Genomic DNA, 17452 nt, shown 5'->3' on the forward strand with positions numbered 1-17452 from the left:
ACCCTTTCAACTTCAAATATAAGGAGAAACAAGCTTCATAATAGACACACTACAGCCCGCTTATATAATCAATCACGATATAGCTAATAGCTCGACCTACTTCGAAAAGTTAACACCTACAAAGTTGTAAATTATCCGGACACTATAATTAGTTGCAGCAGCCTCCATCGCCAAAAAATCGCCCATCACATATCTGGATTTTTCGTCTAGCGTAATGGGGTGCGTTTCCGTGATCCATGCCCTCTACACGATGGAGTTCGACGATGAAAACTTTCGCTTCCTGGCTGACGATTTCGCTGTTGAGTGTGCTGCTGTGCGCCTGTGCCGCAGTTGACGCCGGGAGCGGAGGCGCTGGCGAGATGGAGATTCGCTCGGGGAAAATCGAGCAGATTTCCCAGGTCCAGATGCAGACTAATCACGACAGCGGGGTCGGCGCCATATTGGGCGGCATCGGCGGTGTTGCACTCGGCAGTCTGATCGGGCGTGGCACCGGTCGGGACGTTGCGATGGTCGCCGGCGCCCTGGCCGGTGCGGCCGGTGGCAACTATGCGGAAAAGAAAAAATACGATCAGCCAAAAGCCGGGCAGCAAATTATTGTCAGGACCAACAGCGGCGTTTTGGTTTCGGTGACCCAGCCGATCAATCCGTCACTGACCAAAGGCATGAGCGTTTATGTTGAAGGTACCGGCAGCGAAGCACGGGTAGTGCCTCAAGGCTGATCCTGTCTCTAAATGGCAACCCCGTTACAGCGGTCGGGTTTCAGGGCTCGCAATGTTCTGAGTCGGAGGTCACTGAAGACCTCCGACAAATCCTCCCTCGTCAGACCGTCGTCTGCACCACCGCAGCCTGCCGCCCCTTGAACGCCAGGGCAAAACAGAAAAAGATCGCCAGGGCAAAACCGGCCGGGAACAGCCAGATGCTTTTCCAGTCATGGCTACCCGCCGTCGCGGCGTAATGGTCGGTCACCTGCCCCGCCACCCAGAAACCGATCAACATGCCCAAGCCGTAAGTCGCCAGTGTAATCAAACCCTGGGCGGAACTTCTGAAGCGTTCCGAAGCCTTGGCGTCGGTGTAGATCTGCCCGGAAACGAAGAAGAAGTCATAACAGATGCCGTGCAAGGCGATGCCGGTGAACAGCATGAAAGCCAGGTCGCCGTTGTTGCCGTAGGCGAACAACAGGTAGCGCAAGGCCCAGGCCAGCATCCCCACCAGCAGCGCAATCTTGATCCCGAAGCGGTGAATGAACAGCGGCAGCAGCAACATGAACAGCACTTCGGACACCTGACCGATGGCCATTTTCGCCGTCGGGTTGGTCACGCCGATTTCCGCGAGGAACGGGTTGGCATTCTGGTAGTAAAACGCCAACGGAATGCAGATCAGGATCGACGCGATGAAGAACACCAGATAGCTGCGATCCTTGAGCAAACCCAAGGCGTCCAGGCCGAGCATCTGCTTGAGGCCGCCGGTTGATTCGCCTTTGAGCGGTGCGGTGCGCGGCAACGTGAAGCTGTAGAGCCCCAGCAGCAGCGACGCAATCGCCGACATCAGGAAAGTGTTGCGCAACCCGCCGGACGATATCGCCGCTTGCGAGTCCCAGGCAAACACAAAACTGATCACCACGCCGGCGACGATCCAACCGATGGTGCCCCACACACGAATGCGCGAAAACTCCAGCGCCGGGTCAGTCATCTGGCGGAACGCAACGGAATTGACCAAAGCCAAAGTCGGCATGTAGATCATCATGTAGGCCAGCACGAACGGATAGAACGTAGTGAAGTCCGGTGCTCGATACAGCTGATAGAGCAACACCGCGCCCACCAGATGCAACACGGCGAGGATGCGTTCGGCATTGAAGAACCGGTCGGCGATCAAACCGATCACGAACGGCGCGATGATCGCCCCCCATGACTGGGTCGAGAACGCCATGCCGATCTGCCCGCCAGTGGCGCCCAGATTGCTCGCGAGGAAGGTGCCAAGGGTGACGAACCAGCCACCCCAGATAAAGAACTGCAGGAACATCATTGCGCTGAGACGCGCGGTCATCGTGGTCATAACTGTCACCGTCTTATTGTTGTTTTTGTACGAGAGAATGGATTCAGGCGTCGGGCAGCCCCAGCAGCTTTCGATTGAAAGCGGCATCGGACGAGACGCTGGCGAAATCGTCGAAGGCCTTGCGGGTCTTGTTGATCATGTGTGCCTCGATGAACGCGGCGCCTTCTGCGGCACCCTGCGCGGAATCCTTCAGGCAACACTCCCACTCCAGCACCGCCCACCCGGCGAAGTCGTATTGGGTCAGTTTGCTGAAGATCGATTTGAAGTCGATCTGGCCATCGCCCAATGAGCGGAAACGCCCCGGCCGCTCCACCCAGCCCTGATAGCCGCCGTAGACACCGGAACGGGCATCGGGGCGGAACTCGGCGTCCTTGACGTGGAACATTCGGATGCGCTCGTGGTAGCGATCGATGAAGCCGAGATAGTCCATTTGTTGCAGCAGCAGGTGGCTCGGGTCATACAGAATCGCCGCGCGCGGATGGTGATCGACCGCCTCCAGGAAGCGCTCGAACGAGGTGCCGTCGTGCAGGTCTTCGCCGGGGTGAATCTCGTAGCACAGGTCGACGCCGGCCTCTTCGAAACAATCGAGAATCGGCAACCAGCGCTTGGCCAGTTCGGCAAAACCTTGCTCGACCAACCCACTCGGCCGCTGCGGCCAAGGGTAGATGTAGGGCCAGAGCAGTGCGCCGGAAAAGGTTGCGTGCGCCTTCAAGCCCAGACGCTGACTGGCGCGCGCGGCAAGCTTCAACTGATCGATGGCCCATTCGGTACGCGCCTGGGGTTGGCCGCGCAAATGAGCCGGTGCGAAGTCATCGAACAACGTGTCGAACGCCGGATGCACCGCCACCAGTTGGCCTTGCAGATGCGTCGACAACTCACTGATTTCGACACCGGCCTGGGCGCAGACAGCCTTCAATTCGTCGCAGTAGCTTTGGTCTTCGGCGGCGCGCTCAAGGTCGATGAACTGGGTGCCGAGTGTTGGCAATTGAATGGCTTTGTAACCCTGGGACGCTGCCCAGTGGGCGATGTTGGCCAAGGTATCGAAAGGCGCTGCGGCGGACATGAATTGCGCGAGGAAAATCCCCGGGCCGCGCATGCCGGTTACGGTCGTGTCGGTCATGGAAGTCTCCAGAGTCATGGGGTGCAGACCAGTTCGGTCCATTTGGCGTCGCCACGATGATTGGCGATGACGGTTTCGATGAAGGCCATGCCGCGCAGACCAACGTCGATCCCGGGCACGCCAGGCGCATCGTGGCCTGCGACCTCGCCACGAATCGCTCGGGCAAAATCGCCGTAGAGATTGGCCATGGCCTCCAGATAACCTTCGGGATGCCCGGCAGGCAAACGCATGCGTTGGCTGGCGGCGTCGCACAGCCAAGGCTGGCCGACGCCGGAACGCAAGATACGCAAGGGCTGATCGAGGGCGCGATGGATCAGGCTCGCAGGATCTTCCTGACGCCATTCCAGCCCGCCCTTGTCGCCATAGACGCGGATCTTCAGCGGGTTTTCTTCGCCTGCACAGACTTGGCTGGCGATCAGCACGCCGCTGGCGCCATCCGCCATCTTGAACAGCATCGAGGCGTCATCGTCCAACTGGCGGCCTGCGATATGTACGCCCAACATGGCGCACAGGTGCTGGATCGGTTGGTCCGCGACAAATTCAGCCAGGGAAAAGGCGTGGGTGCCGATGTCACCAATGCAACCGCCCAAACCGGACTGCTCGGGTCGGTCGCGCCATTCGGCCTGCTTGTTGCCCTGCCCGGCCACGTCCTGGCTGAGCCAGCCTTGGGGATACTCGACAATCACCTTGCGCACCGCACCGATCACGCCGCTGCGCACCATCTCCCGCGCCTGCCAGACCATTGGGTAACCCAGATAGGTATGGGCCAGGCCGTAGAGACGGCCGCTGCGCTCGACCACTTCTTTGAGGGCGAGCAATTCGGCCAGATTCAGCGCCGCAGGTTTTTCGCTGAACACGTGAAAACCCGCGCTCAGTGCCTGGCTGGCCACCGGCGCGTGCAAGTGGTTGGGGGTGACGATCACCACCAGTTCCATGCGCTGTTCGGCGGGCAACACGCGCTCGGCCTCGATCATCTGCTGCCAGTTGCTGTAGCAGCGCGAGGCTTCTAAACCGAGTGCTGCAGCGGTGTTCTGATTGTTCTGTGGATCCCGGCTGAACGCCCCACACACCAGTTCAAAACGGCCATCGAGCCCGGCGGCCTGACGGTGGGCTTGAGCGATGAAAGCACCCTCGCCGCCTCCGACAAATCCTATTCTTATTTTTGCCACTGCAGCGTTCATCGCAATTTTCTCTGTTCGAAACGGGCTTTTCCGGTTGAATTCCGGCCATGATGTAACCGGTTACATCATGGCGGAAATTTAGGCTCAGTTTCGGGGCCTGTCAAACCCCGGATTAGCATCGATGAACATTTTGGTGCATGGCCAACCTGCGTTAAGCTCGCCAGCCGTGCGGTTCGATAACGAGGTGATTTTGTCCAATATCCGTGAAGTAGCCCGGCTGGCCGGCGTCTCGGTGGCCACGGTGTCCAGGACCCTGAAATCGCCCGAGCGCGTGCTCCCGGAAACCCGGGACAAGGTCAACGCGGCCGTGGAACAGGCCGGCTACCGGCCAAACCTGATGGCGGTGCAGTTTCGTTCGCGCCGTACCGGCAACCTGGTGATTCTGGTGCCGGCGATTGCCAACACCTTTTTCGCCCGGGTCATCAGCGGTGCGCAACAAGCGGCCCAAGCTGCCAACTATCGGTTGCTGTTGTGCGACACCCAGGGCCGCGAGGAGATCGAACGGGAATTCGCCGAGTTGGTGTACAACCATCAGGCCGACGGCGTTATCCAGTTGCGCGCCTATGACCCGTTTCAGGCGCCCTTCCCCAGCGCCGAAATGCCGCCCATCGTCAATGCTTGCGAGGTGATTCAAGGCGGGCGACATCCGACCATCAGCCTGGATAACCGAGCGGCCGCCAAGGCCATGACCGAACACCTGATCGAACTGGGTCATCGCCGGATCGGCCTGATCAAAGGCCCGAAAAGCAGCCCGCTAACCCGCGATCGCGTGGCCGGTTATCAGGACGCCTTGCGTGAGGCCGGCATCGACTCCGACGCGGCATTGATCTGCCACGGTGATTTCAGTCTGAAGGCCGGTGATGAGGGCGCAGCTGCGATGCTGCAATTGCCCGAGCGCCCTACTGCGCTGTTTTGCGAAAACGATGAAATGGCCATCGGCGCGTTGAAACGCATCAAGCGGCTGGGCTTGCGGGTACCCGAGGATATTTCGCTGGTGGGTTTCGACGACATTCCTTTCGCGGCGTACTGCGACCCGCCGCTGACGACCATTGCGCAACCCGCCGAAGTCTTCGGCCAGAAAGCCGTCGAGATGCTGATTGCGCTGATCGAAAAAAAACCGCTGGCACAGCGGCATGTGGTGTTGCCGTTCGAATTGACGTTGCGCGGCAGCACGGCAGCCGTCAACCCGTAACGGTTTCGGCCGCCGCCTTAAAGGCATTCCTGCGCCGCGCGTTCAAGCCTGGAAGGCCCGAACGTCGACGCCAACAACGTGCGCTCGTACAAGAAAACCTTGCCGCCATTCGACGCCTTGTAGGCCTCAAGCACGTCGTTTGCAGCGACTTTGCTTGAAACCACGATGCGATAGCTGCGTTGGGTTTCCGACACCGTCGCGTTTAGCGCGTCTTCTTGCAGTTTGGGCAAGACACAGTGGGCGTAGTCCCCGGGGGCTTTTTTCGTTTGCAGCGTCAGTGTCGGGTCGTTCGGCGTGGAAGCACAGCCCGACAACAGCAAGGATGCGACAAGCGCCGATCGGGTAAACATGTTCATCGCGCCGATTCCTGGAGAAGGTTTTAGTTGGGCGCGATTTTCCTTGTTTCCCGGCAAAACAGAACTTGTGATCGGTGATGGTCACTATTATCCGAACGAATAGTGAAAGCGGCGCTCGTCAGTCGGCGTTATCGACGGCTGTAGCGCCGGCCTTGCGATTGCCTTTGAACGCGTCTCGTCGTGCCTGTCGTTCGGTGGCGTAGGCTTCGCTCGGCTCGCTGATCAACTCATCCCGGCGCAGCAGTTCTCCGCAATGCTCGCACAGCGGCCCCAGCCCGGCAGGATGCCTGCAAGTCTGGTGGGTATAGCGCACGGCCACCCCCTCCTCTGCCGATTTGCACCAGGTTTCGCCCCAGGCACGCAGCGCCAGAATCACCGAGTAAAACGCCTGGCCTTTTTCGCTGAGGTGGTACTCGTAGCGCGGCGGCCGCTCGCTGTACGCACGACGCACAACCATCCCGTCAGCCTCCAGGCTCTTCAAGCGTGCAGCAATCATTTGCGGCGTTCCGCCCGTCTGCGCCTGGATCTCGTCGTAGCGATGATTGCGCATGAACAACTCGCGCAACACCAGCACGGTCCAGCGATCACCGACGATCGCCTCAGCCTTGTCAATCGGGCACAGGGTTTGAGCAGAACTATTCTTTACCGCCATACGGGCTTGCCTCTTTCGCAGTAACTATGATTATCATATCAACAATGCCACGGGGCAAGCCCGGGGCACAGGTCAGTCAATTTCTCTGGAGAACTCGTCATGTCGAATGCTGCTTATCCTCTCGATCGCACCGCCTATTTGCTGGTCGATCCGTATAACGATTTTCTGTCTGACGGCGGCAAAATCTATCCGCTGGTCAAGCCGATTGCCGATCAGGTCGGCCTGCTCGACAACTTGCGCGCCCTCGACCGCACCGTCCGCGCCCTCGACATTCCGGTGTTCATCGTACCGCACCGGCGCTGGGAACAAGGCGACTACGAAAACTGGGATCACCCGAGCCCGACCCAATGCAAGATCCAGCACATGCACCACTTCGCTCGCGGTGAATGGGGCGGTGAATGGCACCCCGATTTCGCGCCCCAAGAAGGCGACGTTGTCGTTCAAGAGCACTGGGGTTCCAGCGGTTTCGCCAATACCGACCTGGATTTTCGCCTCAAGCAAAAAAGCATCACCCACGTGATCATCGTCGGTCTGCTGGCCAACACCTGCATCGAGGCCACTGCCCGTTACGCCCAGGAACTCGGCTACCACGTGACCTTGGTGCGCGACGCCACCGCCGCGTTCAAGCCGGAAATGATGCACGCCGCCCATGAACTGAACGGCCCGACCTATGCCCATTCGATTGTGGCAACCGACGAACTCATCGCCACCCTGAAGCAGTGATCACACCATGAAATTGACTGGAAATCTCATCATCGGCGCCAACGAAGTCCTTGCTACGGAAGGGACCATGAAGGCGCTCAACCCCACCACTAACCAACTTATCGAACCGGATTTCGCCTTCGGTGGCGTAGCCGATGTTGACCTGGCGGCGACGCTCGCCGACGAGGCGTTCGATCGTTACAGCCACACTTCGCTCGCCGAGCGTTCGGCGTTCCTCGAACGCATTGCCGACAATCTCGTCGCCGTCAGCAAGGAACTTGCCGCCCGAGCCGCGCTGGAAACCGGTCTGCCCGAGGCGCAACTGGAGGGCGAAGCGATAAAGGCTGCGACGCAGTTCCGCCAGTTCGCCGATGTCGTTCGCAAGGGGCGTTTCCTGCAACTGGCCATCGACCCGGCACAACCTGAGCGCCAGCCGCGCCCGCGAATGGATCATCGACTGCAAAAAATCGCCATCGGCCCGGTGGCGATTTTCGGCGCAAGCAACTTCCCCATCAGTTATTCGGTGGCCGGTGGCGATACCGCTTCAGCGCTGGCAGCTGGTTCGACGGTGATCCTCAAGGCGCACAACGCCCATCCCGGCGCCTCGGAAATTCAGGCCCGGGCCATTCGCCAAGCGGTGCAGGACAGCGGCTTGCCGGAAGGTGTGTTCTCGATGGTGCGCGGTGGCGGCAATGCGATTGGCGAAGCGTTGGTCGACCATCCGTTGATCAAGGCCGTGACCTTCACCGGCTCCGAACAAGGTGGAATGGCGTTGTATCGCCGTGCGCAGCTGCGCCCGGAACCGATCCCGGTGTTTACCGAGATGACCAGCGTCAACCCCACATTCATCCTGCCCGAGGCGCTGGCCGTGCGTGGCGCACAGATCGGCGATGGTTTTGTCGAGCGCATGCTGGTCAATGTCGGGCAAGCCTGCCTCAAACCGGCGATCCTGATCGCCATCGAAGGCACAGGTTTCGAAGCCTTGCGCGCGGCGATGGTCAAGCGGGTATCCGACGCACCGGCGCGTCCGATGCTGACACCGGGCATTCACGCGTCCTACAACAGCGGTATCGACCACCTGCAAAGTGCCGGGGCAAATCTGGTGGCTGTGGGCGCGGTATCCCATGCGCACCTTGATGGCCGATCAGCATTGCTCGAAGTCGACGGCCAGCGTTTCCTCAGCGAAACGGCGCTGGCACACGAAGTCTTCGGCCCGGCGGCGTTGCTGGTGAAGGTCAAGGATGAGTCTGAAATGCTCGCGGTGGCGCGTTCGCTGCGTGGTCAACTGAGCGCGGCGATGCACCTTGAACAGGCTGACCTTGAGCTGGCCCAACGCTTGTTGCCGATTCTGGAGCGGCGCACCGGGCGCATTGTCGTCAACGCCTTTGCCCATCCCCAGGAAGTGTCGTTTGCCACCATCCACGGCGGCCCGTTTCCGGCATCGTCGGACAGCCGCTTCACCTCGGTGGGCATGACGTCCATCGAGCGGTTCTTGCGACCGGTGTCGTATCAGGGCTTTCCGGATGCCCTGTTGCCCGAGGCGTTGCGTGAAACCAATCCCCTCGGACTGCTGCGCAGCGTGGACGGTCAATAGACACACGCCACTGAAGTGGACTTGCGCGACTCAACAGCAGCGCAGGTTCACTTCATCACGGCCGTCGATTGCTCAATGCAATGCACCTGATTACGCCCGTTGCGTTTGGCCTCGTACAACCCGTCGTCCGCGCGCGTCAGCAGGCTTTCCAGGTTGTCGCCGGGTTGCGTGAACGCGACACCGAAGGACGCCGTGATCGTGTCCAGTACGGTCTCGGTGCCCCGCGCCTTGATCCGCAGTGACTGGGTCTTCAGGCGTAGCAGTTCGGCAAAAGCGCAGGCACTGGCGAGGTCTGCGCAATCTTCAAGCACCACGCAGAACTCTTCACCGCCGTAGCGCGCCGCAAAAGCCTTGGCGGGCAGGGCCCCGCGCAACACCTGGCCGACATGCTGGAGCACCCGGTCGCCCAGCGGGTGGCCGTACTGATCATTGAATTGCTTGAAGTGGTCGATATCCAGCATGACCAGCGCCACACGCCGGGAGCGCTTGCCCAGCGCTTGCTCCAGCAGACGGGTGAACGCCGCGCGGTTGAGCAGTTCGGTCAGGCCATCCAGCGTCGCCGCCAATTGAGCCCGTTCGAGCTTGTCTCGCAGGGTCTTGATCTCGCTCTGCGCCGATTGCAGCTGAGAGAGGAACTGTTCCTGCTGGCCCTGCATCACCCGCGTGCTCTGCTGCAGCTCGGTCAAGATGCCCGGCAAGCGCTCGCTGACCGGTTCCGCCAACATCTCCAGGCACTCGCCGAGACGGTTCTGAAAATTCAGGCTGCCCGCCACACTGCGCGAAACGTCGCGCTCCATGCCATCGACCAGGCTGATGACCTGTTGCTGCTCCGCACGGGCATCTTCCAGCTCATCGCGAATGATGTACTCGCGAAAAAGCCGGGTCGCCGATTCTGGCGGGAAGTAGTCGAAGTCTTTGAGAACCCGGTCCAGGTGCCGATTGAGCTCCGGTTCCTGACCTTTGCTGTAGGTGTACCAAAGCGCGTAATGCACGGGGTTGGGCGGGATGTTGTGACGAACCATCAGTGGCACGGCTTGCTTGAGCAGGGCCGCTGCCTCGCGGGAGTCTTCCGGATACAGCGCTAGAACGTTCGCACGCGATTCAGATTGGCTCATGGCATCACTGTGGTTGTTTATCATTGGCGATTGGAGAGCCAGTCGAGCATACCGATACGCCCGACAAACGGCTATCCCCGCCAAGCCCCACCGCGATAATAAGTCGCAAGCACAAAAAAACAGGAGCCGGCTTGCTGGCGATGGCGTCAGTGAGATCGCTATCGCCAGCAAGCCGGCTCCTATAGTGCGTTGTTGCCTGGGTTTTATTGCGTTAACAGCACTTCGGCCCCGCCTTGCTGCCGTAACGGGCCTCCTGGCGTTCGCGGAAGAACGCCTCGTAGTCCATCAGCGGTTTGTCCGGGTGTTTGGTTTGCATGTGCTCGACATAATTGTCGTAGTCGGGCATGCCGACCATCAGGCGCGCGGCCTGACCGAGGTATTTACCGAGGCGACTCAAGTCATTAAACATGCTGCAATCCTCACTTACGCCTTAGGCAGTGCCTGAAATGGCGCTTCTTTATCCGTGCGTTCCTTGGTACCCCAGGCCGCAACACCCACCTTGAGCGCAAAGAACAGGATGCTGAACACCACGAACAGGAACAGCGCGGTCAACGTGGCGTTGGTGTAGGCGTTGAAGATCACGTGCTGCATCTGGTCGATGTTCTTGGCCGGGGCCAGCACCTGACCGTTGGCCAGTGCATCGCTGTACTTCTTCGCCAGGGCCAGGAAGCCGATCGCCGGGTTGGCGTCGAACAGCTTGATGAAGCCGGCCGTGGTGGTGCAGATCAGCAACCACACGGCTGGCAACAGCGTGACCCAAACGTAGCGCTGGCGCTTCATCTTGATCAGCACCACGGTGCCGAGCATCAGCGCAATACCGGCGAGCATCTGGTTGGAGATACCGAACAGCGGCCACAAGGTGTTGATGCCACCCAACGGATCGATCACGCCTTGGTACAACAGGTAACCCCACATCGCCACACAACCGGCGGTCGCGATCAGGTTGGCGGTCCAGGATTCGGTACGTTTCAAGGAAGGAACGAAGGAACCGAGCAAGTCTTGCAGCATGAAACGACCGGCACGGGTACCGGCGTCCACCGCCGTCAGGATGAACAGCGCTTCGAACAGGATCGCGAAGTGGTACCAAAACGCCATGGTGTTTTCACCCGGCAGGACACTGTGCAGGATCTGCGCGATACCGACCGCCAGGGTCGGCGCACCGCCGGCACGGGCCAGGATGGTGGTTTCACCAATATCCTTGGCCACCGCTTGCAAGGCTTCCGGAGTGATTGCAAAACCCCAGCTGCTGACGGTTTGCGCGACGGAAACAGCATCGGCACCGACGACGGCAGCCGGGCTGTTCATGGCGAAGTACACACCCGGATCGATGACCGAGGCAGCCACCATGGCCATGATCGCCACGAACGACTCCATCAGCATGCCGCCGTAACCGATGTAACGGGCATGACCTTCACTGGCCAGCAACTTCGGCGTGGTGCCGGAAGCAATCAGCGAGTGGAAACCGGATACCGCGCCACAGGCGATGGTGATGAACAGGAACGGGAACAAACCGCCCTTCCATACCGGACCGGTGCCGTCGATGAACTGGGTCAGTGCCGGCATTCTCAGCTCGGGCATGGTCACCAGAATGCCGATGGCCAGGGCAACGATGGTGCCGATTTTCAGGAAAGTGGAGAGGTAGTCACGCGGCGCCAGAATCAGCCACACCGGCAGAACCGCAGCGACAAAACCGTAGCCGATCAGCATCCAGGTAATTTGCACGCCGGTGAAGCTGAAGGCCTTGGCCCACACTGGATCGGCAGCAATCTGCCCGCCCAGCCAGATCGAACCCAGCAGCAGCAATACACCGATGACGGAGATTTCACCAATACGCCCCGGACGGATGTAGCGCATGTAGATGCCCATGAACATCGCGATCGGAATAGTCGCCATGACGGTGAACATGCCCCACGGGCTTTCAGCCAGGGCTTTGACCACGATCAGCGCCAGCACAGCGAGGATGATGATCATGATCAGGAAGCAGCCGAACAGCGCGATGGTGCCGGGGATGCGGCCCATTTCTTCACGGACCATGTCGCCCAGGGAGCGACCGTTGCGGCGAGTCGACATGAACAGGACCATGAAGTCCTGAACCGCACCGGCCAGCACCACACCGGCGATCAGCCACAGCGTGCCGGGCAAGTAGCCCATCTGCGCCGCCAGGACCGGGCCAACCAATGGACCCGCGCCAGCGATGGCCGCGAAGTGGTGACCGAACAGTACGTGTTTGTTGGTCGGCACGAAGTCCAGACCGTCGTTGTTGAGCACAGCGGGAGTGGCTCGATTGGGGTCGAGCTGCATCACTTTATTGGCGATGAACAGGCTGTAATAGCGGTAGGCAACGAGGTAGATAGCGACGGCTGCGACGACGATCCACAGGGCGTTGATCGCTTCGCCGCGGCGCAGGGCCACGACACTCAGCGCAATCGCTCCCAGGACAGCCACGGCAAACCAGGCGAGGTGTTTAGCCAGACGGGGCATAGAGATCTCCTGCCGACAGCTCGTGACTGCGGCGGTAATTTTTATAATTGTGTCCGCGGAGCGGAGCTGGCCCAATATCCGCGCATGTCGTCCACAAATAAATCCGCGTTACTACGTACGTGTCGTCTACGTAGTTCTACGTAGATAGCAACCTACACGTACCGCGACGAGCAGCGAAGTTTGACATCCCGGCCACCGGTCATTCCGTCCCGCCGCGCTACTGACTCGCCCTCGCTTTGGCATATGATGCCGAGCCTTCGCCCTCCCCCGGCCCGGCCTGGAGTAGAGATGCAGCTCAAACATAAAATCGTCGCCCTCGGGATTCTGCCGCTGGTGCTGGCCATTGCCGTCATCTGCGCGCTGGTGATTTCCCTGAATCGCCAACTGGGTGATCAACAGGCGCAGCTCATCGAAGACAGCATTCTGGCGAGCAAGCGTGCGGAACTGAAAAACTACGTGGAGATGGCGCAAAGTCTGATCGCGCCGCTGTACGACGACGGCCACGGTGACGCCCACGCCCAGAAAAAAGTCCTGGAAGAACTGCGCAAACTCAGCTTTGGCATCAACGGCTACTTCTTCGTCTATGACCACGAAGGCCGCAGCCTGATGCACGCGCGGCAGTCGGATTTGGTGGGTCAATACCTGTGGGACATGAAAGACCCACACGGTTTGCCGGTGATCCAGGCGCTGCTGAAAAGTGCGCAATCCGGCGAAGGTTTCCAACGCTACGCCTGGAACAAACCCTCCTCCGGCCAAGTGACCGACAAACTCGCCTATGTGGTGATGCTCGATCGTTGGGGCTGGATGCTCGGCACCGGCATCTACCTCGAAGACGTCGAACGCGCCACCCAGCAGGCTCGCGCCGAAGTCGCCATGGGCATCCGCAAAACCATGATGGCGATTGCCGTGGTTGCGTTGGTGGCGGTGCTGTTTGTCTTCGCCACCGGCATGACCCTGAATGTCAGCGAGCATCGTCTGGCGGATAAAAAACTGCAGCGCCTGACCCAGCGTATTGTCAGCCTGCAAGAGGAAGAACGCTCACGGGTTTCCCGCGAACTGCACGACGGCATCAGCCAGGTTTTGGTCTCGATCAAATTTCAGTTCGAACTGGCCAGTCATCTGCTGGATAGCGCACAAGCCCACGACAAGGGCTTGAGCACGTTGAGAGTCGCCACCGAGCGGCTGGGCGATGCAATTGGCGAGGTCCGCAGCCTTTCCCACGACTTGCGCTCATCCCTGCTCGACACCCTCGGCCTGTCGGCGGCTATCGGACAATTGGCCGCCGAATTCGAGCAACGCAGCGGCCTGACCGTGACTTACAACGACAATGAGTTTGACTGTCAATTGGTCGACGGCGCGGCCGTTTCGTTGTTTCGCATCGTCCAGGAAGGCCTGACCAATATTGAACGCCACGCCCAGGCGAAGAACGTTTCCATTACCCTGCGCGGCTGTGAACAATCGGTTCGGCTGACGGTGGTCGATGACGGCATCGGCTTCAACGTCGCCCAGGTCGAGCGACGTCACGCGGGAATCGGCCTGCGTAATATCCGTGAGCGTGTCGAGCATTTTGGTGGCCGGTTCGAGCTGATATCGATGCCGGGAAGAAGTGAGCTGGACGTGCTGCTGCCAATGAATTTACCCGGCAGCAAACGCTGACCCAACAACAAGAGTGAAGCCTGCCATGAACCTGCCCTCCCCGATCCGCGTCGCTTTGGTCGACGATCACTCCCTGGTCCGCGACGGCATCAAAGCGCTGTTGGCCGTCATGGCGCCACTGGAAGTGGTGGGCGAAGCGGAAAATGGTGCCGATGCGATCGAGATGGTCGGGCGCTGTCAGCCGGACCTGCTGCTGGTCGACATCAGCCTGCGCGACATGAACGGCCTGGAGCTGACGCGCGTACTGCGCAGCCAGTATCCGTTGCTCAAGGTGCTGGTGCTGAGCATGTACGATAACTACGAGTACGTAAGTGAATCGGTGCGCTCCGGCGCCAGCGGTTATGTGCTGAAGAACGCCCCGTCTCGGGAAATCATTGCCGCCATCGAAGCCATCACCAGCGGCGGGACTTTCTACAGCGCCGAAATTGCCCAGCGCTTGATCGCCGACAAGAACACCGACAGCGAACTGACCCCGAGAGAAAGCCAGGTGCTCGCCAAGATGGCACAAGGCTTGAACAACAAGGAAATGGCCCGGGAACTGGACATCAGCGTGCGTACCGTGGAAACCCACCGCCTGAGCATTCGCCGTAAACTCAACATCGACAAGCCTGCGGCGTTGGTCAAATACGCCCTCGATCACGGACTCATTTCCCGTTAACGCAGAGAAACCTGCAGGAGCCGGCTTGCTGGCGATAGCGCCCTTCAGATCGCCATCGCCAGCAAGCCGGCTCCTACAAATAGCGGGACGAAAAACCGATCTGATCAGCTACCGGCACCACCGTGCGCTTCTTCGAAAAAGTAATCCTTCCAGCTGTCCGCCTTGTTTTTCAGTACGCCTAACTCCTGCAGTTTCTCGGCATAGACAGCTGTGCGTTGCGGAGTAATCGTGAAGTCGATTTCAGGATCGTTGACGATTTTCTCAACCAGCGGCAGCGGCAACTTCGATTGCTCCACCCGGATATAGGTCTGCGCTGCGGACGCCTTGTCGGCCTTGATGATTTTCTCGGCCTCGGCCAGTGCGTCGTAGAATGCCTTGTAGGTTTTCGGGTTTTCGTCGTGGAATTTTTCGGTGGTGTACAACACGTTAAACGTCGCCTGCCCGCCCAGCACGTCGTAGGAACTCAGCACTTTGTGCACGTAGGGGCTTTGCAGTTCTTGATACTGGAACGGCGGGCTGGAGAAATGCGAGCTGATTTCCGAGCCACCGGCGATCAGTGCCGCCGTCGCATCCGGATGAGCCAGGCTGATCGAGATGTCGTCGAATTTCTTGTATTGGTCATTGCCAAACTGCTTGGCGGTTTCGATCTGCAACGTACGTGACTGGAACCCGACGCCCGCCGCCGGCACCGCGATGCGGTCCTTTTCGGTGAAGTCCTTGAGGCTCTTCACGTTCGGGTTATTGGTCAGCAGGTAGTTGGGCATCGAGCCCAGCGAGGCGATGGCCTTGACGTTCTGCTTGCCCTTGGTCCGGTCCCAAATCGTCAGCATCGGTGGCACGCCCGCCGACACAACATCCAGCGCGCCAGCCAACAACGCTTCGTTCATCGCTGTGGCCCCGGAGATGCTGTTCCAGTCGACCTTGATATCGAGGCCCTGAGCCTTGCCTTGTTTCTCGATGAGCTGCTGATCGCGCACCACATCCAGAATCAAATAGCCGATGCCGAATTGCTGGGCAATGCTGATTTTGCCTTCCGCCTGGGCACCGGGGCTGAGCAACGTGCTCACCGCCGCGACGGAGGCTGCCAACAGGGTCAGCGCGGAATGCTTGAAGCGAGTAGCCATGAAAACCTCGGGAGTGATACCAACTGGAAATGTTGTTGCCCTTGTGGCGAGGGAGCTTGCTCCCGCTGGGCTGCGAAGCGGCCCCCTTCATGCTTGAAAAGAGGGGCCTGCTGCGCAGTCCAACGGGAGCAAGCTCCCTCGCCACAGGTTATTGATCGATGCTGAAAAACTCAGAGTTTGGCAATCGAGACTTCGGTGGACTTCACGAAGGCAATGACTTCGCTGCCGATCTTCAACTCAAGGTCGCGCACCGAGCGGGTGGTAATCACTGAAGTGACGATTCCGGAAGCGGTTTGAACGTCGATTTCGGAGACCACTTCGCCTTCGAGAATTTCCTTGATGACGCCCTTGAACTGGTTACGGACGTTGATCGCTTTAATGGTCATATCGATGCTTCCTGTCTGAGGTCGACTACATCCACATGGATGTGCAGGGCTTCAAGGTGCACCGCCTTGACCAACATTAAAAGGAATAAATAATTATCTGATTATTCTTTTTAGAAATATAAAATCACCTCAAGCAACGCCAATCAACACCGCCTCAATCAAGAACCAAAAAGCATTAATAAATAGATAATTAGTATTTATCGTTATAAAAATATCCGCGTACTCTCAAGCCATCCCGTCATTCACCACCACCGTGAAGCGCCCTATGAATCCGACTGACAACCTCATCGACTTCGCCAGCTACCGCAAACGCAAACAGGCTCAGCAACGGGCACGGGCCATGTGGGAGATGTACGCACGCAACGCAGGATTGCAGGCCTTTCAGTGGGTGCAAACCGCCAAAGCGACCGAGACCCGTCACGCGTGAACATCAACGAACCCTCGCGCTTTCTGGCGAGCGCCGACGAACCGGTCCTGGACCTGAACAGTCTGGAACAGCTGGAAGAGGACCCGATCTGCGAACGGGTTGCACAGAACCTGCAACGTCTGCGCAGCAAACGCCATCTGTCCCTTGATGCCTTGGCGCGGCAATGCGGCGTGAGCCGGGCGATGCTGGCGCAGATCGAATCCGGGCGCAGCGTGCCATCCATCAAGGTGCTGTGCAAAATTGCCAAAGGCCTGAAGGTATCGGTGGCTGCGTTTCTTGAGCACCGTGCGTTCGAAGGTGTGGCCGTGTTATCGGCGAGCCAGAGCAAACGCCTGGTCAGCGCCAACGGCGCCTTCGTCAGCCGCGCTCTGTTCCCCTTCGACGTGGCGCGCCAATCGGAGTTTTACGAACTGCGCCTGAGCCCGCTCGGCGAAGACCAGTCAGAAGGGCATGGCCCCGGCGTGCAGGAAAACCTGGTGGTGGCGCAGGGCGTGTTGGAAATCAGCGTCAACGATGAGCGCTACCTGCTTTCCACAGGCGACTCGATCCTGTTTTACGCCGACCAGCCCCACCGCTATCGCAATCCTGCCGACAGCGAAGCGCTGGCTTATCTGGTGGTGACCTACCCGGAACGCCTGGACTGAACTAGACATAAAAAACCGGCATGGATAACCCCGATGCCGTTCAGTCAAACGCCTAAATCGTTCTTCGTAGGAGCCGGCTTGCTGGCGATGGCGCTCTCAAATACGCCATCGC

At 59.4% G+C, this 17452-nt stretch carries 18 protein-coding genes; 8 read left to right on the forward strand and 10 right to left on the reverse strand.

Annotated features, from left to right (window positions below; genetic code table 11):
* The first annotated feature begins 263 nt into the window (after positions 1-263).
* Positions 264-719, forward strand: coding sequence for a glycine zipper 2TM domain-containing protein (locus tag KGB21_RS07000; protein ID WP_034150391.1), 456 nt, complete (start codon positions 264-266; stop codon positions 717-719).
* 100 nt (positions 720-819) lie between these two features.
* On the opposite strand, the gene KGB21_RS07005 is transcribed toward KGB21_RS07000, so the two are convergent.
* From KGB21_RS07005 to KGB21_RS07015, 3 genes are read right to left on the reverse strand one after another with little or no spacing between them, the layout of a single operon-like run.
* Positions 820-2052, reverse strand: a complete 1233-nt coding sequence (locus tag KGB21_RS07005; protein WP_223504436.1) for a nucleoside permease — start codon at positions 2050-2052, stop codon at positions 820-822.
* A 43-nt stretch (positions 2053-2095) separates the two neighbouring features.
* Positions 2096-3148, reverse strand: coding sequence for a sugar phosphate isomerase/epimerase family protein (locus tag KGB21_RS07010; RefSeq protein WP_411741332.1), 1053 nt, complete (start codon positions 3146-3148; stop codon positions 2096-2098).
* Positions 3149-3186: 38 nt separating this feature from the next.
* Positions 3187-4353 carry a Gfo/Idh/MocA family protein gene (locus KGB21_RS07015; RefSeq protein WP_223504439.1) on the reverse strand — a complete coding sequence of 389 codons (1167 nt, stop codon included), beginning with the start codon at positions 4351-4353 and terminating at the stop codon, positions 3187-3189.
* A 190-nt stretch (positions 4354-4543) separates the two neighbouring features.
* Here KGB21_RS07015 and KGB21_RS07020 point away from each other — a divergent pair, with 190 nt between their 5' ends.
* A complete protein-coding gene (locus tag KGB21_RS07020; RefSeq protein ID WP_223504464.1) occupies positions 4544-5545 on the forward strand; it encodes a LacI family DNA-binding transcriptional regulator in 1002 nt (333 codons plus the stop codon).
* A gap of 17 nt (positions 5546-5562) precedes the next feature.
* Here the strand turns inward: KGB21_RS07020 and KGB21_RS07025 are convergent, their stop codons facing one another.
* Both KGB21_RS07025 and KGB21_RS07030 read right to left on the reverse strand, forming a co-directional pair.
* Positions 5563-5901: a hypothetical protein gene (locus KGB21_RS07025; RefSeq protein ID WP_034150395.1), complete on the reverse strand. Its 339-nt coding sequence runs from the start codon at positions 5899-5901 to the stop codon at positions 5563-5565.
* Positions 5902-6019: 118 nt separating this feature from the next.
* A complete protein-coding gene (locus KGB21_RS07030; protein WP_223504441.1) occupies positions 6020-6553 on the reverse strand; it encodes a winged helix-turn-helix transcriptional regulator in 534 nt (177 codons plus the stop codon).
* Positions 6554-6652: 99 nt separating this feature from the next.
* Here KGB21_RS07030 and KGB21_RS07035 point away from each other — a divergent pair, with 99 nt between their 5' ends.
* Positions 6653-7276: an isochorismatase family cysteine hydrolase gene (locus tag KGB21_RS07035; protein WP_223504443.1), complete on the forward strand. Its 624-nt coding sequence runs from the start codon at positions 6653-6655 to the stop codon at positions 7274-7276.
* Between the two features lie 7 nt (positions 7277-7283).
* A complete protein-coding gene (locus KGB21_RS07040; RefSeq protein ID WP_223504445.1) occupies positions 7284-8849 on the forward strand; it encodes an aldehyde dehydrogenase (NADP(+)) in 1566 nt (521 codons plus the stop codon).
* Between the two features lie 47 nt (positions 8850-8896).
* On the opposite strand, the gene KGB21_RS07045 is transcribed toward KGB21_RS07040, so the two are convergent.
* The 3 genes from KGB21_RS07045 to KGB21_RS07055 form a co-directional block, all read right to left on the reverse strand.
* Positions 8897-9964 carry a GGDEF domain-containing protein gene (locus KGB21_RS07045; RefSeq protein ID WP_223504447.1) on the reverse strand — a complete coding sequence of 356 codons (1068 nt, stop codon included), beginning with the start codon at positions 9962-9964 and terminating at the stop codon, positions 8897-8899.
* Between the two features lie 211 nt (positions 9965-10175).
* Positions 10176-10373 carry a YbdD/YjiX family protein gene (locus tag KGB21_RS07050; RefSeq protein ID WP_034150399.1) on the reverse strand — a complete coding sequence of 66 codons (198 nt, stop codon included), beginning with the start codon at positions 10371-10373 and terminating at the stop codon, positions 10176-10178.
* Positions 10374-10387: 14 nt separating this feature from the next.
* A complete protein-coding gene (locus tag KGB21_RS07055) occupies positions 10388-12445 on the reverse strand; it encodes a carbon starvation CstA family protein (RefSeq protein ID WP_223504449.1) in 2058 nt (685 codons plus the stop codon).
* A 288-nt stretch (positions 12446-12733) separates the two neighbouring features.
* On the opposite strand from KGB21_RS07055, the gene KGB21_RS07060 reads away from it, so the two are divergent.
* Both KGB21_RS07060 and KGB21_RS07065 read left to right on the forward strand, forming a co-directional pair.
* A complete protein-coding gene (locus KGB21_RS07060) occupies positions 12734-14101 on the forward strand; it encodes a cache domain-containing protein (RefSeq protein ID WP_223504451.1) in 1368 nt (455 codons plus the stop codon).
* Positions 14102-14126: 25 nt separating this feature from the next.
* The gene (locus KGB21_RS07065) at positions 14127-14759 is read left to right on the forward strand and encodes a response regulator (protein ID WP_034150402.1); all 633 of its coding nucleotides are present in this window, start codon (positions 14127-14129) and stop codon (positions 14757-14759) included.
* A 104-nt stretch (positions 14760-14863) separates the two neighbouring features.
* On the opposite strand, the gene KGB21_RS07070 is transcribed toward KGB21_RS07065, so the two are convergent.
* The gene (locus tag KGB21_RS07070) at positions 14864-15883 is read right to left on the reverse strand and encodes an ABC transporter substrate-binding protein (protein ID WP_223504453.1); all 1020 of its coding nucleotides are present in this window, start codon (positions 15881-15883) and stop codon (positions 14864-14866) included.
* Between the two features lie 170 nt (positions 15884-16053).
* Complete coding sequence (locus KGB21_RS07075) at positions 16054-16269, reverse strand: molybdopterin-binding protein (protein WP_034150404.1); 216 nt, start codon at positions 16267-16269, stop codon at positions 16054-16056.
* A gap of 265 nt (positions 16270-16534) precedes the next feature.
* On the opposite strand from KGB21_RS07075, the gene KGB21_RS07080 reads away from it, so the two are divergent.
* A complete protein-coding gene (locus tag KGB21_RS07080) occupies positions 16535-16696 on the forward strand; it encodes a hypothetical protein (protein WP_172668700.1) in 162 nt (53 codons plus the stop codon).
* Positions 16697-16749: 53 nt separating this feature from the next.
* Positions 16750-17340: a helix-turn-helix domain-containing protein gene (locus tag KGB21_RS07085; RefSeq protein ID WP_223504466.1), complete on the forward strand. Its 591-nt coding sequence runs from the start codon at positions 16750-16752 to the stop codon at positions 17338-17340.
* The last annotated feature ends 112 nt before the right edge of the window (positions 17341-17452 follow it).

The organism is Pseudomonas sp. GL-RE-29, from assembly GCF_019947275.1.
In the GTDB taxonomy this organism is placed as follows: domain Bacteria; phylum Pseudomonadota; class Gammaproteobacteria; order Pseudomonadales; family Pseudomonadaceae; genus Aquipseudomonas; species Aquipseudomonas fluorescens_A.

Coding starts and splice junctions, on each gene's coding strand:
- KGB21_RS07000 (WP_034150391.1), top strand. CDS start 264: ATGAAAACTTTCGCTTCCTGGCTGACGATTTCGCTGTTGAGTGTGCTG.
- KGB21_RS07005 (WP_223504436.1), bottom strand. CDS start 2,052: ATGACCACGATGACCGCGCGTCTCAGCGCAATGATGTTCCTGCAGTTC.
- KGB21_RS07010 (WP_411741332.1), bottom strand. CDS start 3,148: ATGCGCGGCCCGGGGATTTTCCTCGCGCAATTCATGTCCGCCGCAGCG.
- KGB21_RS07015 (WP_223504439.1), bottom strand. CDS start 4,353: ATGAACGCTGCAGTGGCAAAAATAAGAATAGGATTTGTCGGAGGCGGC.
- KGB21_RS07025 (WP_034150395.1), bottom strand. CDS start 5,901: ATGAACATGTTTACCCGATCGGCGCTTGTCGCATCCTTGCTGTTGTCG.
- KGB21_RS07030 (WP_223504441.1), bottom strand. CDS start 6,553: ATGGCGGTAAAGAATAGTTCTGCTCAAACCCTGTGCCCGATTGACAAG.
- KGB21_RS07035 (WP_223504443.1), top strand. CDS start 6,653: ATGTCGAATGCTGCTTATCCTCTCGATCGCACCGCCTATTTGCTGGTC.
- KGB21_RS07040 (WP_223504445.1), top strand. CDS start 7,284: ATGAAATTGACTGGAAATCTCATCATCGGCGCCAACGAAGTCCTTGCT.
- KGB21_RS07045 (WP_223504447.1), bottom strand. CDS start 9,964: ATGAGCCAATCTGAATCGCGTGCGAACGTTCTAGCGCTGTATCCGGAA.
- KGB21_RS07050 (WP_034150399.1), bottom strand. CDS start 10,373: ATGTTTAATGACTTGAGTCGCCTCGGTAAATACCTCGGTCAGGCCGCG.
- KGB21_RS07055 (WP_223504449.1), bottom strand. CDS start 12,445: ATGCCCCGTCTGGCTAAACACCTCGCCTGGTTTGCCGTGGCTGTCCTG.
- KGB21_RS07060 (WP_223504451.1), top strand. CDS start 12,734: ATGCAGCTCAAACATAAAATCGTCGCCCTCGGGATTCTGCCGCTGGTG.
- KGB21_RS07065 (WP_034150402.1), top strand. CDS start 14,127: ATGAACCTGCCCTCCCCGATCCGCGTCGCTTTGGTCGACGATCACTCC.
- KGB21_RS07070 (WP_223504453.1), bottom strand. CDS start 15,883: ATGGCTACTCGCTTCAAGCATTCCGCGCTGACCCTGTTGGCAGCCTCC.
- KGB21_RS07075 (WP_034150404.1), bottom strand. CDS start 16,269: ATGACCATTAAAGCGATCAACGTCCGTAACCAGTTCAAGGGCGTCATC.
- KGB21_RS07080 (WP_172668700.1), top strand. CDS start 16,535: ATGAATCCGACTGACAACCTCATCGACTTCGCCAGCTACCGCAAACGC.